Here is a 15,158-nt window from a genome sequence, read left to right as displayed (position 1 = left end):
AATCAGTATCGCCAAAGAAATTTCTAGTCAAGAAGACAAGCGTGCGTTTTTCGAAGGTCGGCGGCGAAGACCGATCCCAATTCCAGTAAAGGCGATCACCAGTGCAACCGGGATTGCCTCACCGTAGTGCGCATACAATGTCCGTTCCGGTATCGGTAGAGGCAAATCTCCGTCAATAAAACCTGTTTCATTGAGGGCGAGTTCTTCTGGTACACGGCCATACGGATCAATGATTGCCGAAATGCCCGTATTTGCGGCTCGCACTACTGCGACACCCTGCTCAACCGCGCGGGTCCGGGTCATGGCAAAATGCTGGTAAGGGCCCGATGTCGTGCCAAACCATCCATCATTAGTAATATTGAGGATCCAGGAAAAGGGGGTGTCGGGATCTACCTCCCACGGGAAGACAATTTCGTAACATATCAGAGCCCGCGCAGGCGGTAGGCCGGGAATATTGATCACTTTTTTTGCGGAACTATCCGGCGTGGCAAAATCAGACATCTGATCGAGTGCGGGAATGATTTCAGAAAGGCCAGTCGCCGCCATAAGTGAGCGGAGCGGCATGTATTCACCATAAGGTACCAGATGCTGCTTGTCATAAATATCCAGTATCTCGCCAGTCTCGCCGAGAACCTGCAGGCTGTTCCAGTATTGTCGAACAACGGGGTCACGACGTGGGGCACCGGTTGCAATGGCGCCGCCCGGCGGGATAATTTGCGCCAGTTCTTTTTGTAACGGCTTCGTCGTCGTTAGATAATACGGCACCGCCGTTTCTGGCCAGATAAAGTAACGGGGTAGACTGGTTCCATCATCGGTCAGGCTGAGCGCTACAATCTTGCGCAAATGCTCCAGAAGAAGATTATGCTTCCATTTATCCTTTTGTGGAATATTTGGCTGGACGATGCGCAAAGTTGCATTCTCGAAAGTTTTCACGGCTGTGGCCGGGATGCGGGCTATACCGATACCGTAGAAAATTGCAAAAAGCCCGGCGGTGATAGCGAGTGAGAGAGAAGCCGTCCTTCGCGATGTTTCGGCTTCTCCAAAAAGCGCGGGCAGGGAGCTCAGAAAAACCGTCAGCAGGGTCAGGCCGTACACCCCCATAAATGCAGTTGTTTGCAGAACCGGGAGAATACCGCTCCAGCTATAGCCAATCGTGTTCCAGGCGAAGCCGGTGAAAATTACCCCGCGGACATACTCAAACGCGATCCAGGCTGCGCTGAGAATAAAAACCCTCGCAAGCGATCTTGCCCCGGACATATGGGTTACAAGCGTGGCGCAGCCAGAGAAAATGGCAAGAATTGCGGGAAGCACCAGAACGGGCAAAGGCATCAACAACGCATGTGTCTTTGCGTCCACCGTGAAGGCGACGCCGATCCAATATAGGCCGGCAATGAACTGCCCCCAACCAAACCACCACCCCGCAAGGAAAGCCTGCCGCCGCGTAGTTGCAGTACTGAGTATCCAGAGAAGGCCGGTAAAGCTGACCGGGAGCAAGAAGACAAGATTAAGTGGCGGCAACGCCGCGGCGATAAGGGCACCCAGTATAAAGGCAAGAAGATACTTCTTAATTTGGGACAAGTTTGAAACCCAAGTATTCAGGGCCGTCATTCAGCAAGTTCCGAATCCGGTGCGCGTCGCCGAATTCTAACCTTTTTGACTTTTCTGGGGTCCGCATCGATGATTTCAAAATCCAAGCCGCCGGAATGGGAGATGATTTCCCCGCGCGCTGGAATCTGACCGGCAAGCTGAAAGACCAGGCCGCCAACCGTATCTACTTCATCGTCTTCCTCTTCGGGAAGTAGGTCCATTTCCACGAGCGCTTCAAGTTCCTCAATGGATGCCCGCGCATCGGCTTCAAGCATGCCATTCGCGCCGACGACGATCAGTGGACCTTCCTGCTCGTCATGCTCGTCCTCGATGTCACCGACAATTTCCTCGACCAGATCCTCGATCGTAACCAGCCCGTCAATACCACCATATTCATCGACGACGGCCGCCATGTGAATATGTGTCGCGCGCATTTTAAGCAGGAGGTCAGGAACAGTCATTGATGGCGGCACGAATAGAATTTCGCGTCGGAAGTTCAACCAATCACCCCCGTCTTTCTTGCTCCAGAAGTTGATCAGGTCCTTGATGTGGAACATGCCGGTCACATTATCCAGTGTCTCGCTGTAAACGGGCATGCGCGAATGGCTTGTTTCCTTGAACCGCTCTACCACCTCATGCAGTGTCGAATTAGCATCGATCGCCTCTATGTCGGCGCGTGGGACCAACACATCACTTATGCTGAGTTCACTGAAACTCAGGATATTGGTCAGCATCAATTTCTCGGTGGCGTTAATGGATTGTTCCGGATCGTTATGCTCTTCGATCAATTCCTCAAGCGTTGAGCGGACGCTTCGATCCGATTGCTGCCCGATTCCGAGAACCCGCTTTAGCATATGTAGGACACCATTCGAGGATTTTGGTATTGTCGGATCTTCCGGCGTTTCGGGAAGGCTCTCGCTCGACACATTTTCGGTCATTTTCGGTCAGAGGTCTCCTGTCGCGGTTAATCTGAAAGCTCGTAGGGGTTGGCAATATTTAAGGTTTGCAAGATCATGATTTCAAGATTTTCCATCTTCTCGGCTTCATTTTCTTCCATATGATCAAAACCGGCAAGATGTAAAACGCCATGTACCAGCAAATGTGTCAAATGATCGCGGACGCTTTTGTTCTGCTCGGTTGCTTCGCGGATCAATGTTTCCCGCGCCATGACAATATCACCGAGCAATAGCGGCTCTTTCATCTGCGCGGCACTTGCAAGTTCTGACTGGTCAAGCGGGGCATCCGGAAAGGAAAGAACATTTGTTGGTTTATTCTTATCACGGTGATTCCGATTCAAGGTATGAACTTCTGCGTCATCTGTGAAAACAAGGCTGATCTCTACCGCTGGCTTTGGGGCATCGGTAAGGGGTGTGAGTTTAAACTCCTTGCTGACAACGCCAAGAGTCGCTTGGACGGCTTCTGTCGTCAGGCTGTTGATATCCGCAACATTTTCTTGCCAAGCGGAGTCGTTAATGGATATGGCAAGATCGATGGTAAAGGGAAGATTATCCATCAGAGCATCATGATTTTCGGGCCTTCAATGCCAGTTGCTTTTCCCGGTCATGTTCCCCATAGGCGCGAACGATACGGGTGACTAGCGGATGTCGGACAACGTCAGATTCACCAAAATTAATGAAATCGACCCCTTTAACGCCCTTTAAAATATCAACCGCTTCATGCAATCCAGAACGCATCCCGAGTGGTAGGTCAACTTGGCTCAAGTCTCCGGTGACTGCCATGCGGGAATTTTCGCCCATGCGGGTGAGTAGCATTTTCATCTGCACCGGCGTTGTATTCTGTGCTTCATCAAGGATAATTGCCGCATTGGAAAGTGTCCGACCGCGCATAAAGGCGAGCGCGGCTACCTCGATTTCCCCATTTTCAAGGCGTTTGACAACTTCCTCCGCGGGCAGCATGTCATAGAGCGCGTCGTAAAGTGGTCGTAGATAGGGGTCGATCTTGTCGCGCATATCGCCGGGGAGGAAACCGAGCTTTTCGCCAGCTTCCACTGCCGGCCGGGCCAGAATAAGCCGATCGACCTTATTCTCAATCAGCATGGCAACAGCATTTGCAACGGCAAGATAGGTTTTACCCGTACCGGCGGGCCCGAGGCCGAAAACCAGTTCATGGGTGCGCAAGGAATTTACATAAACGCCCTGATTGGTCGAGCGGGGCGTGATCCGCCGACGTTTGGTAACGATCAAACCATTCTCTCCGGAAACAGATCCGCGGCTCCCGTCTTCTGCTGGCGCATCGCTTGCCATGCGAATAGCGCCGTCGACCTCGCCTTCGGTGACATCCATCCCTTTTTTCAGGCGCTCATAAAGATCCTGCAGAACGGTTTTAGCTGCGGCCTTTGCCGTGTTGCTACCAGAAACGGCCATCTTATTGCCACGAGAAACAACAGAAACATCAAGCCCTTGTTCGATCCGTGCGAGATAGCGGTCATGCTCTCCGACGAGTTGGGCGAGTAGGTGATTGTCGTCAAATTCAAGAATAGTCGCGGTGTTCTTATCCGGATTGGATTTCGAGGTTTTGGAGCTGGATTGATTTTTTGCCACGTTTGTTCCTATGCCGCGTCTGCGACACTACCGGGTTTCAATTCGCCACGTAGAGAGTTTGCATTTCCCTCTTGTACAATGACAGTTGCAATGCGCCCTATTCGATGAGGGGGCGAGGGAATGAAGACGGACTGCATATAGGGGCTGCGGCCAACTAGCTGCCCTTCACGTTTTCCTTCCCGCTCCAGCAGGACATCAATTTCCTTGCCGACAAAAGTCTGGTTATAGGCAAGCTGTTGTTCATTCAAAAGAGTTTGTAGCTGCGCAAGTCGTTCGGATTTTACCGCCTCATCAATAATGTCGCCATCCAGTGCGGCTGCGGGAGTTCCGGGGCGCGGGCTGTATTTGAAACTATAGGCCTGCGCGTATTTGACGTCACGCACTAGCTGGAGGGTATCTTCAAATTCTTGATCCGTCTCACCCGGAAAACCGACGATGAAGTCGCCTGACAGAGCGAGGTCCGGCTTATAGTGTCGGAGCTTGTCAATAATACGCCGGTATTCATCCGCCGTATGGCGCCGGTTCATAGCCGCGAGAATTCGATCAGATCCTGCCTGAACAGGCAGGTGAAGATACGGCATCAGGATATCTACATCCCGGTGGGCCTGACAGAGATCCTCGGTCATCTCCAGTGGGTGCGACGTCGTATAGCGCAATCGGTCAAGCCCATCAATTTCCGCCAGTTCATAAATCAGACGCGCGAGACTGGCCGGTTTTCCATCTGCTCCGTCACCGTGATAAGCGTTTACATTCTGTCCGAGCAGGGTAATTTCCCTAGTTCCTCCGGCGACCATGCGCTTTGCTTCGTCAAGAATGGCGGCGACCGGGCGAGAAAATTCGGCACCACGTGTATAGGGAACGACACAAAAGGCGCAGAATTTATCGCAGCCTTCCTGAACGGTGAGAAAAGCGCTCAGGTTCTTGTCGATTGCCTCATCGGGTAGGTAATCAAATTTGGGTTCAACGGGAAACTCCGTCTCCAATATATGGCCGACGCCACGGGTTGCCTGAGCCACCATTTCCGGAAGCTGATGATAGGACTGTGGCCCGAACACCATATCCACATAGGGCGCCCGTTTCATGATCTCCGCTCCTTCGGCCTGCGCGACGCATCCGGCAACGGCGATAATCATGTCGCCTTCCTCGCGGGATTTTTTATCGGCGCGCATATTGCGCAGGCGCCCCAGCTCGGAAAATGTCTTCTCCGATGCCTTTTCGCGAATGTGACAGGTATTGAGAATTGCCATATCCGCATCTGCGGGTTTGTCTGTCAGGGAGTAGCCAAGGGGGCCCATCAAGTCTGCCATGCGGGCTGAATCATAGACATTCATCTGGCAGCCATATGTCGAGATATAAAGTTTTTTATTCACGCGTCCTAGTCAACCTCACCGGTACAGAAGGTCTTATCCATCAATCTGTAAAACCGTTCTTTATCATGGGTAAATTAGCAATTATATGACAAATAGAGAAGCGGGGCCTGTAATTCACGGGAAAAATCGCCAAATGCGCATTTTTCCTGAAATTACGGAACATTAAGGCTCTTCTCTTCCGGTTAATGCACGGCTAAGGCTTTTCGCGATGGTCAATTGACAATCACTTGCCATTGTTTTCCGAGAATCATAGTCATCAATTGTCACCGGCGGATGAAACCGCAGCTCCGCCGTAATAGTGCCCCGCTTAAGAAACTCCCATACATGGCTGAGCAGTTCTTCATCCCCGACCCAGGCAACAATCCTCATCGTGCCCCGTGTCAGCGGAATGTCATTTAACCGGCTGTAGGCAACGGTGACAGGCTGCACGAGAAGATGGCCGCCGTTAATCTCCCGTTCCGCTAGGCCGAAATATGCACTTTTGAAATTCTGGATAATGATCCCGTTTGACGATGTGCCTTCCGGGAACAGGAACAGGTTGTCACCATTTTCAAGATGTTCCTGCATTTCACCCTTATGGCCCTTGATCGCAGGGCGAGTACGTTCGATAAAGATTGTCTGCTGTAATTTGGAGATCGCCCCGACAAGCGGATATTTTTCCACCTCTTTCTTGGCGACAAAGCTGCCCGGGAGAACCTTCCCGACCACCGGAATATCGAGCCATGAGATGTGGTTGAGCACGAACAATGTCGGGTCTCCATGCTCAATCTTGCCTGAGACTACAACCTTCACTCGCAGCAGCCAGCAAATCCCCGCATGGAAAATTTGCGGAATACGGTATCGGTATTGTTTGAAGAACAGCAGAACCATTATCTGGGCGGGGACCAGAACCGCCACCCATAGAAGAACGGCCAGCACAGTAAGAATTGGGCGGATGTTACTCATATGCGTGGACGCATGGTACCATTAATTGAATTTCTTGCTATGGATTGTCTGCTTGATGTTGACGACTGATTCTTCGGGCGAGACCTTTGTCATCTTCGATTTTAACAGAGGCTTTCCGTAAAGCTCGAGCCGATGATCTATCAACTCGAAACCAAGCTCCTTTGCAATTTTCTTCTGCAGTTCTTCAATCTGTTCACTCGTAAATTCAATCACCTGTCCTGTTTGTACATTGATCAGATGATCATGATGATCTTCGGAGACTTCCTCATAGCGAGCCCGACCGTCGCCGAAGTCGTGACGCTCAAGAATCCCGTTTTCCTCAAACATACGAACCGTGCGATAAACAGTGGATATGCTGATGGTGTCATCAAGCTCCGAGGCCCGTTTATAAACCAACTCAACATCAGGATGGTCTTGTGATTCCGAAAGAACACGCGCAATTACGCGGCGTTGTTCCGTCATGCGCAGGCCTTTTTCAAGGCAGACTTGTTCCAAACGAGTTGGCATATGAACCTCTGTTAACATTCAACGACCACTGACTTGCTGTCAGCAGTCCTGATTTTATACAATTTATTTTTTAGGGCCAGCGAAAGTGGATATTACTTGCTCTTTGCTTTCTTGCGGCGGGTTCCAAGACCAATTTTTTTCGCAAGATTACGGCGCTGCTCGGCATAATTGGGGGCAACCATTGGGTAGTCGGACGGTAGGCCCCAACGCTCCCGATATTCATCCGGGGTCATGTCGTAAGACGTTTTGAGGTGCCGTTTGAGCATTTTCAGCTTTTTACCGTCTTCCAGGCAAATGATGTAATCCGGATTAACGGATTTACGGATGGCGACAACCGGCTCTGGTTTGTCTTCTTCTTCAGCTGCTTCACCAATGGTTGAAAGAGTCTTATATACATCACTAATCAGTGAAGAAATTTCTCCAGTACTGACAGGATTGCGAGACAAATGCGAGGTAACGATATCCGTCGTCAGAGCAAGAAGCTCCAGCTTTTCTATTTTTTCGGACATTAATAGTATCCCTCCCTCAATATCGGATGACTTAAAGTGTATAATCAATATAAGTGAAAGAACGAAATATTAAATAGAATAAAGAAAAAAATATTTTAAGCTAACATTTATTCCGATTTTCTGTTTGTTGCGATTAGTGGGTTAAATAATTCTTTTCATTATAATGGCATCTTCCGGATTCCCGTTTCGGTTGTAATAATTTTTTCGACGGCCGATTTCTTCAAATCTTCCCGTAGTATAAAGACGTATGGCTGTGAAATTTTGTGAACCTACTTCGAGAAACACAAACCTAACACCCGTGTCTTTTAATTTCTCAATACCTGCGGCAAGAAGTTGTGCGGCAAATCCCTTCCCGCGAAATTCCGGTAAGGTACCAAGAGTCAGTATCTCCGCTTCATCCGAGACAATCCGGTAAAGTGAAAGGCCCACAGGTTCTTGGTCGCTACTTAATATCTGCAGTAGAGTGCCCGGAATGCTAAGCGCGGAGGTAAACTCGACTTCACTCCAGCTTGCCATGAAGCAACGGGCATGCATTGCCGTTACGAGGGGTACGGCAGATGCGTCGGTGAAGAAGTTGTTGGATATTCTGTCTTTTTGCATGGCCCGTCTCGATCAGTTCGCTACCGGGTCTTTGCCGCCCGGTAACTTTGCGTCCGGTGCCCGAAGATAGAGCGGGGCAGGAGGCGGCGCATATGGGGCCGGTAATCCGCGCACGGCGGCAAGACGGACAAGATCAACAGCGTCCGGGTCGTCGGGTAAGTTCAGGATTTTGTATGCTTCAGCATCAAATCCCGGCATGTTTTCCAGAAGGCGCGCGCCCGAACCAACAAGCACAGCGGTCTCTATATCAAGAGATGCCAACGCCTGTTCTGTCTTGATTGCGGCGGGCGCATCTATCGGAGAAATTTCCTCATCCTTTTGCAGACGATTGAATGCCTGAATATAAACTTCTCCGCGTCGGGCATCGGCGGTGGCGATTATCGCGCGGCCCTTTGTTGCTAAAACGGGTACAGCGGCGGCAAGTGCTTCAAGTGTGGTAATACCGATAACCGGCTTTTTCGCGGCAACAGCTATTCCGCGCGCGGCGGCGAGGCCGATCCGCAGCCCTGTAAAAGTACCGGGACCGACAGTGACAGCAATCAGATCAAGGTCTTTATATATCATTGCTGCTGACTTCATTTGGGCCTCTATCATCGGTAGCAGGGCTTCCGCATGTCCGCGCCGGCGGTTCTCATGATCATGGGCAAGGATATTGTTTCCGTCGGCTACGGCAACAGAACAGGCATTCAGGGCTGTATCAAATGCCAGTATCTTCATTATATTGCCTTCCGTAATCTAGCCATGTAGGGTCACCGTGAGGCGAGAGTGTTACGCTCAATGCCGCGTGATTTCAAGCCAGCAGGTTCAAGATGCCCTTAAATGAGAGTTTAGTTGAAATAACCGCCGAAGACTTCAATGTTGATCTGGATCTGCGCTATGCTTCAACGAATAATTTCACCGGCAGGGCGATATATAGCAGAGGAGCCTGTTTCCTGAACTTAGAGGCGGGAGAGAATTTGCGCCGCGCGGTGGATCTGGCGGCGGATATCGGCTTGCGTTTTAAGCTCTTTGACGGTTTTCGCCCGACAGAGGCGGTACAAGCGCTCTGGGACCATACACCGAACCCGAATTTTCTTTCCGCCCCGAGCAGTGGTTCTCCGCATTCGAGAGGGGCGGCAATTGATCTCACCCTGATTGACGGCGCCGGGCAGGAACTTGAGATGGGAACGGGGTTTGATGCGATGACGCCCACCTCCTATCATGGCGCACGCGACATTTCAGCAGAGGCGCAGCGGAACCGGGCCATATTGCTGGGTATTATGTCGGCTGCGGGCTGGGATTTTTATCGAAATGAATGGTGGCATTACCAATTGTTTAGACCCCGCCGATACCCTACCCTCTCAGACAAGGCAGCCGGCACCCGGATGATGGACAGCGCCAGCCATTCAGAGGCGGGCTAGAGAGAGTTATGAGACAGACAGAAAAAGCAACAACACGCACCTTAAGGGCCATCTTAATGGCCATCGCCTTTCTGGGCATGAGCAGTCTTGCACAAGCCGCTGACTGGGCCAGTGTGATCATGTATCACCGTTTCGGGGAAGATCAATATACGTCGACCAACATCCGCGTTGAACAGTTCAAGGAACATATTCTGGAACTGCAAAATGGAGAGTATACCGTTTTACCGCTTAACGAGATTGTCGACCGCCTTGAAAAAGGTGAGGACCTTCCCGATCGCACCGTTGCGCTGACCATCGATGATGCCTATGCCTCGGTCTATAATGTTGCCTGGCCAATACTGCGGGAAGCAAAACTTCCGTTTACGATATTTGTTGCTGTCGAAGGTGTGGACAAGAATCTTCCAGGTTATATGAACTGGGATCAGGTCCGGGAACTCCGCGATGCGGGCGTCCATATCGGTCATCACACCTATTCGCATACTCATTTGCCGCTTCTGAGTCAGGATGAAATTGAAGCTGACATTAACCTCGCAAGTGAACGGTATGAAGCGGAACTGGGCTTTGTTCCCGCAATATTTGCCTATCCCTATGGTGAATATGGCAACGACGTAAAAACAATTATTCGCAAACTTGGCTTCAAGGCCGCGTTCGGTCAGCAATCGGGTGTTTCTTATTCCGGTCACGACCGTCTTGAACTTCCGCGCTTTGCAATGAGTGAGAATTATGGCGGCATTGGACGCTTTCGTTTGGCGGCGAATGCGTTGCCGCTTCGGGTCACGGACGTGACACCGTCTGATAACGTCCTGAAACGTAATCCGCCCAATTTTGGATTTACCATTGCCGAAGATTACGGCAACCTCAATGGTCTTTCCTGTTTTTCATCTAATCAGACCGGAGGTGCAGTGCCAATTGAGAAAATCGGCGACGCACGGATTGAGATACGGCTCGCCTCGGCCTTCAAACCGGGACGCGGCCGCATAAACTGTACTCTTCTTGGTCCGGACCGGCGCTGGCGCTGGTTTGGCTCACTATTCTACATCCCGAAATAATAGCAATCAGAAAGGGGAATGCCGATGTATCGCCCGAACAAACTAAAAGAGCACCTGAAGGCGGGGGAAAAGGCCGCGGCCTGCTGGATATTCTCAAATTCCTCGGACATGGCGGAGATTGTAGCAGGGGCAGGTTTCGATGCGCTTATGATTGATCATGAGCATGGTTCAGGCAGTTTAGAGACTGCGATTGATCAGCACCGGGCAGTGCGATCCGTCAGTGACGTGACTGTTCTGATGCGGGTTCCCTGGAACGATACTGTTCTGATTAAACGTGCGCTGGATAGCGGAATGGACGGAATTATGGTGCCATCCGTTAACACCGCAGAGGAAGCAAAGGTCGCCGTTGCAGCCTGCCGCTACCCCCCGACGGGTATACGAAGTGCAGGGTTTGGCGCGGCACGGGCGGGAGGATATGGCCGGACGGCGCGATCATATCGAGACAATCTCGACAATGACTTGATGATCATATGCCAGATTGAAACCAAGGAAGCCGTTGGAAATATTGAGGAAATCGCAGCTGTCGACGGTGTTGATATGCTGTTTATTGGGCCCAACGATCTATCCGGCAGCATCAACAAGCTCGGCGAATTTGATGACCCTGAAGTCAAGGCTCTATTTGAGGAGGCGCGGGATCGCATTAAGGCGAGCCCAGCCTATCTCGGTTGCATATCGAAGGGGGCGACACAAACCAGCGACCTTTTCTCGCAAGGGTTTGATTTTCTTCTTTGCACCGGGGATACAGGGCTGGTTTCAAGCGCTGCAGACGAACTCCTGAAAAATATCAAGAAATAGCGACATCCGTCCGACGTAATTCCTCTGCAGGCAGTTGGATCCGGTTAAAGTGTCACGTTATGGCTAGCGGCGGCTTCGGTGATCTGACGCCAGGTTTCCTCGTCAATGTCGATGCCCTCGGCACGGCGTTGCTCCCGCTGCTCTCGTTCCGGATCGCCCGGAACGATCACGTTGTCATAACCTGCACGCGGCGGAGAATCGCGCACGTAATCGCACATCGCCTTCATCTCGCTCGCGATATAGTCCGTATCCGTCAGACGAGTTGGATCTATGATGATGGAGAGCATATTATTAATAATGCGGGTGTCGCGGACATTCTTCGGCTGGATCGTGCCACCGCCGCCGATCGCGCCGGTCAATAACTCACACATCAATGCCAGACCATATCCCTTATGCTCTGCCAATGGGAGAAGAGAGCCAACCTCGTCAGAGAACATAACGCCCGGATCTGTTGTCGCGTTACCGTCTTTATCGATAAGCAGTCCTTCCTCCAACTTTTTGCCACTGTTATGGGCGACCCGAATTTTCCCTAGTGCGACCTTGCTCGTTGCGAAATCAAGGATGATGCGCGGCTCTTCCGCGGTATCGGGGAGGGAAACACAGATCGGATTCGTACCGTAGCGGGCATCCGCACCACGATGTGGCGCGACGAGGCCTCTATGCCCCGTGACATTGACAAAATGAATTGAGACAAGGCCCGCATCAGCGCATTGTTCCCCATAGGTTCCAACACGGCCGATATGGTGGGCATTTCGCAGGGCAGAGAGCGCGAGGCCAGTTTCCTTCGCGACGGAGATGGCCTGCGCCATTGCTTCGCGGGCGACGACCTGCCCAAATCCGGCTCTGCCGTCAAAAACCAGAATTGAACCATCCTTCTTGATCTGCTCCACATGCTCATTGGGATGGAGGGCGCCAGCCTTGATGTTGTCGATATAGCGGGGGATCATCCCGACACCATGGCTATCATGACCGGAAAGGTTGGCAAGGACGAGGTGATCGGCAACGATCGCGGCCTCAATCGGTTCACTTCCTGCCGCCTTGAATATTTTCTCAACGAAGTCCTGCAAGACGTCATGCTCAATACGCATAGATCGGTTTCTCCCGCTATTGGTTTTTATTTATATCGCTGTCATTCCGCCATCGACCACAAGTTCGGACCCTGTGACGTGGCGTGCCTCGTCGGAGGCAAGGAACAGAATGCAATTTGCAATGTCGACGGGCTCTGCGGCAGCTTTTAGGGGAACACGCCCGGGAATAGCGTCCCAGCCTTTTTCGATATTCCCGCCATACATCTCCATCAGCTCATCACCCATATTAGTGCGGACCGGGTCGGGATGCACGGAATTGCAGCGAATGCCATATTCCTTATTGGCGCAATGAATGGCGACCGTTTTGGTGAGCTGCCGAACAGCTGCTTTTGAGGCGCCATAGGCCGCGAGTGTAGGTGTGCCGATTATCGCCGCAACAGAGGAAATATTGACGATGGCGCCGCCTCGGTCTTTCATGGCTTTGATCGCGGACTGACAACCCAGGAAGACACCTTCGACATTCACCTTCTGGATAGCCTGCCAATGGGCCAGATCCGTATCTTCAATTGTTTGATGGTCCCCGATGGAGAGAATACCAGCATTGTTTACGAGAATATCGAGCCCCTTGGTATCAGAGGTGATCGTCGCCATTACCTGCTGCCAGTCTTCTTCTTTTGTGACGTCCTGAGCAATGAAACGGGCATTTTCGCCAAACTCCTTCACAGCGGCTTCCCCTACCTCTGTGTTTTTGTCGGTCATCAGGACATAAGCCCCTTCCTCGACAAAACGTCGGGTGGTCGCAAGTCCGATACCGGTTGCAGCCCCTGTTATCAGCGCGACCTTGTTTGCTAATCTACCCATGATCTCCCCTTTATTATTCTTATGGCGCCCTGGAAGAAGCGGCGTCCTTGTTCAGATTTGTTATGCTGTTATCTTTCCACATAGCACCGTAATTTGCGAGATGGAAAGTCGCAGGAATAGAAATTGAACAGGTCAGGGTGAATTTACGGGCGGTTCGCGGCCAATCGCTCGGGAGCAAGGTTAGCATCTTCGAAATCGTCGAACTGGTTTATTTCAATCAATGATCGCAGATTATCCACATATTCCTGCCCTTTCTCGGAATATACATGCAGCGTATCAACGAGAGGGGCAGTATCATAGGTGAGTTTCGGGCCTGTATGACGGCGGGCACGAATTTCCCGGAACTCGGCATAGGCCGCATGGGAATTCAGATTATGAACATAGGCGGCAATCGAGTCGGCGATAGAGTTGAATGCCTTAACTTCATGGGTTTCATCATCGGCCCTTTCGTCCGGGACAATTCCCTTACCTGCAGACCAGACTCGCTGTCCGAAAAGGGCGTTTCCTTCGCGAGCGAAACGAGACGTTCCCCAACCGGATTCTTCCACAGCCTGAGCAAGCGCCAGTGGTACAGGGACTTCATCGACTTTTAGCAAAAGCTGTTCAAGATCAGTCGTTTCTTCCCGGTAACGAATGGCCATTTCATCAAGCCATTTCCTGTCGGTGGCGCGGAGGTTGTCAAACCCTGTATTATCTTGAAGGAGGGTTGAAAGGCGCTCCCGCCGATCCAAGATTTTCTCATTGGTGCTCAGGATGAGGGGTAAAACGATCTTGATAAACGCCTTTTTGCGCTGGTCTACATCTGTAACGTCAGCAATATCAACCGGAACCTGCTCGACGTAAAAGCGCGGAACAGGCTGTCCGTTGCGAATATCCTGCAACTGGTAGTCTACCTGACTCAGAGCTGTATCAAGAGAAGCCATGTCGAATTGATCGGATTGCTCCCGCGTTTGAGAGCTCGCGGGGGTGCGTTTTGCGAACAATGCCCTGCTCTCGCCGTAGGAAGAAAAGCTGACATTATGTGCACTGTCAATAAGCTCAGGCACCAGATACGCCGTCGCCAGAACTACGCCTGCCAATGTCACGATCTTGTTTGATTTAATACCAGATCTAAAAAGCTGCATAATTAAATTTGCGTAGTGTCCTAGCCATCGAAATGAGCCAACTGCCGAGAATACAATATGTAGATGTGCTGCCGTTCTTTTACACAATATATAGGCTCAAAATGCGTTTTAATGCACTTTGAGCCGAAAATGGAATATGTGAGTCTCTATCTACGATATCAAGAGAAGATTTATCTTGTGTAATTTTAGTAATTGATTCAACTGGTTATAAAATTTCCATCTATTTAGCGCGAATTTGGGCCAAATTAAAATGGGCTAAATAGCGAATCAAGAAGTTGGTATAAGCGAAAACAGGAATACCGAGATCATGTCACCGCATCCAGCTGCCGAGTTGTCAGATTGCCTGGTACAACGGTAATCGGGATTGCAAATGTACCGGACATTTCGCCAACAAGGCTTTTGATCAAGGGGCCGGGCCCGACAGTATCTGGGGATGCCGCAAGCACAAGGACGCGGATATCGGAGTCTTCCTCAATCAGTGCCAAGACTTCTTCCTTTTTATGTCCGTCGCGGATGACGAATTCCGGCACGATGGTCGTTTCCTTCTGAATTTCCTCCGCGAGGTATTGCAAGAGCTCTTCGGCGCCCTCACGGGCTTCTTCTCGCATTGCTTGCTCCACCCCCATCCAGTGTTGGAACTCAGGCGGTTCAATGACATAGAGCAGAATCACGCCGCCGCCAACGTGCCATGCCCGACGGCTGGCGAAGCGGATAGCCGATTTGCATTCCGGCGTTTCGTCGACGACGACAAGAAACTTGTTGCGCACGCCGCTCTGGGTCTCCTCTGACATAAAGACTCCGTCAGTTGTTTTCGGGAAAATT

Annotated in this window: 17 protein-coding genes; 3 read left to right on the top strand and 14 right to left on the bottom strand. The window is 51.2% G+C overall.

The window, feature by feature from the left end; all coding sequences use genetic code 11:
* Positions 1-27 precede the first annotated feature (27 nt).
* The 10 genes from lnt to tsaB all read right to left on the bottom strand — a co-directional run bounded on the left by lnt (position 28) and on the right by tsaB (position 8,796).
* A complete protein-coding gene (gene lnt / locus LKE13_RS03060; protein ID WP_227948223.1) occupies positions 28-1,608 on the bottom strand; it encodes an apolipoprotein N-acyltransferase in 1,581 nt (526 codons plus the stop codon).
* Positions 1,605-2,525 (bottom strand): hemolysin family protein, encoded by a 921-nt coding sequence (locus tag LKE13_RS03055; RefSeq protein WP_227948222.1) that lies wholly within the window; start codon positions 2,523-2,525, stop codon positions 1,605-1,607. The genes lnt and LKE13_RS03055 overlap by 4 nt, the downstream gene beginning before the upstream one ends.
* Positions 2,526-2,551: 26 nt before the next feature.
* Positions 2,552-3,100 carry an rRNA maturation RNase YbeY gene (gene ybeY / locus LKE13_RS03050; protein ID WP_227948221.1) on the bottom strand — a complete coding sequence of 183 codons (549 nt, stop codon included), beginning with the start codon at positions 3,098-3,100 and terminating at the stop codon, positions 2,552-2,554.
* A gap of 7 nt (positions 3,101-3,107) precedes the next feature.
* The gene (locus tag LKE13_RS03045) at positions 3,108-4,148 is read right to left on the bottom strand and encodes a PhoH family protein (RefSeq protein ID WP_227948220.1); all 1,041 of its coding nucleotides are present in this window, start codon (positions 4,146-4,148) and stop codon (positions 3,108-3,110) included.
* 8 nt (positions 4,149-4,156) lie between these two features.
* Positions 4,157-5,518 (bottom strand): tRNA (N6-isopentenyl adenosine(37)-C2)-methylthiotransferase MiaB, encoded by a 1,362-nt coding sequence (gene miaB, locus LKE13_RS03040; protein WP_227948219.1) that lies wholly within the window; start codon positions 5,516-5,518, stop codon positions 4,157-4,159.
* 162 nt (positions 5,519-5,680) lie between these two features.
* The gene (locus tag LKE13_RS03035; protein ID WP_227948218.1) at positions 5,681-6,463 is read right to left on the bottom strand and encodes a lysophospholipid acyltransferase family protein; all 783 of its coding nucleotides are present in this window, start codon (positions 6,461-6,463) and stop codon (positions 5,681-5,683) included.
* A 21-nt stretch (positions 6,464-6,484) separates the two neighbouring features.
* The gene (locus LKE13_RS03030; protein WP_227948217.1) at positions 6,485-6,970 is read right to left on the bottom strand and encodes a Fur family transcriptional regulator; all 486 of its coding nucleotides are present in this window, start codon (positions 6,968-6,970) and stop codon (positions 6,485-6,487) included.
* A gap of 92 nt (positions 6,971-7,062) precedes the next feature.
* Entirely contained in the window at positions 7,063-7,479 is a 417-nt protein-coding gene (locus LKE13_RS03025; RefSeq protein ID WP_227948216.1) for a MucR family transcriptional regulator, read from the bottom strand.
* Positions 7,480-7,620: 141 nt separating this feature from the next.
* Positions 7,621-8,079: a ribosomal protein S18-alanine N-acetyltransferase gene (rimI, locus tag LKE13_RS03020; RefSeq protein ID WP_227948215.1), complete on the bottom strand. Its 459-nt coding sequence runs from the start codon at positions 8,077-8,079 to the stop codon at positions 7,621-7,623.
* Positions 8,080-8,091: 12 nt separating this feature from the next.
* On the bottom strand, positions 8,092-8,796 hold the full coding sequence (gene tsaB, locus LKE13_RS03015; protein WP_227948214.1) for a tRNA (adenosine(37)-N6)-threonylcarbamoyltransferase complex dimerization subunit type 1 TsaB: 705 nt from the start codon (positions 8,794-8,796) through the stop codon (positions 8,092-8,094).
* Between the two features lie 92 nt (positions 8,797-8,888).
* On the opposite strand from tsaB, the gene ddpX reads away from it, so the two are divergent.
* The 3 genes from ddpX to LKE13_RS03000 are packed head-to-tail and all read left to right on the top strand — an operon-like array spanning position 8,889 to position 11,323.
* Entirely contained in the window at positions 8,889-9,479 is a 591-nt protein-coding gene (ddpX, locus tag LKE13_RS03010) for a D-alanyl-D-alanine dipeptidase (protein WP_227948213.1), read from the top strand.
* 8 nt (positions 9,480-9,487) lie between these two features.
* Complete coding sequence (locus LKE13_RS03005; protein ID WP_227948212.1) at positions 9,488-10,528, top strand: polysaccharide deacetylase family protein; 1,041 nt, start codon at positions 9,488-9,490, stop codon at positions 10,526-10,528.
* A gap of 24 nt (positions 10,529-10,552) precedes the next feature.
* A complete protein-coding gene (locus tag LKE13_RS03000) occupies positions 10,553-11,323 on the top strand; it encodes an HpcH/HpaI aldolase family protein (protein ID WP_227948211.1) in 771 nt (256 codons plus the stop codon).
* A 44-nt stretch (positions 11,324-11,367) separates the two neighbouring features.
* Here LKE13_RS03000 and LKE13_RS02995 read toward each other — a convergent pair whose 3' ends face one another.
* From LKE13_RS02995 to LKE13_RS02980, 4 genes are all read right to left on the bottom strand, one after another.
* Entirely contained in the window at positions 11,368-12,411 is a 1,044-nt protein-coding gene (locus LKE13_RS02995; RefSeq protein ID WP_227948210.1) for a malate/lactate/ureidoglycolate dehydrogenase, read from the bottom strand.
* A 30-nt stretch (positions 12,412-12,441) separates the two neighbouring features.
* Positions 12,442-13,212 (bottom strand): glucose 1-dehydrogenase, encoded by a 771-nt coding sequence (locus LKE13_RS02990; protein WP_227948209.1) that lies wholly within the window; start codon positions 13,210-13,212, stop codon positions 12,442-12,444.
* Between the two features lie 143 nt (positions 13,213-13,355).
* Positions 13,356-14,336 carry a glucosaminidase domain-containing protein gene (locus LKE13_RS02985; protein ID WP_227948208.1) on the bottom strand — a complete coding sequence of 327 codons (981 nt, stop codon included), beginning with the start codon at positions 14,334-14,336 and terminating at the stop codon, positions 13,356-13,358.
* 305 nt (positions 14,337-14,641) lie between these two features.
* Complete coding sequence (locus LKE13_RS02980; RefSeq protein ID WP_227948207.1) at positions 14,642-15,127, bottom strand: universal stress protein; 486 nt, start codon at positions 15,125-15,127, stop codon at positions 14,642-14,644.
* Positions 15,128-15,158: the final 31 nt, after the last annotated feature.

Origin of the sequence: Sneathiella sp. HT1-7, assembly GCF_020731145.1 — a bacterium.
Lineage (GTDB): Bacteria > Pseudomonadota > Alphaproteobacteria > Sneathiellales > Sneathiellaceae > Sneathiella.
The sequence above is the reverse complement of the archived record's forward strand: the minus strand, read 5'-3'. Positions and strand labels throughout refer to the sequence as shown.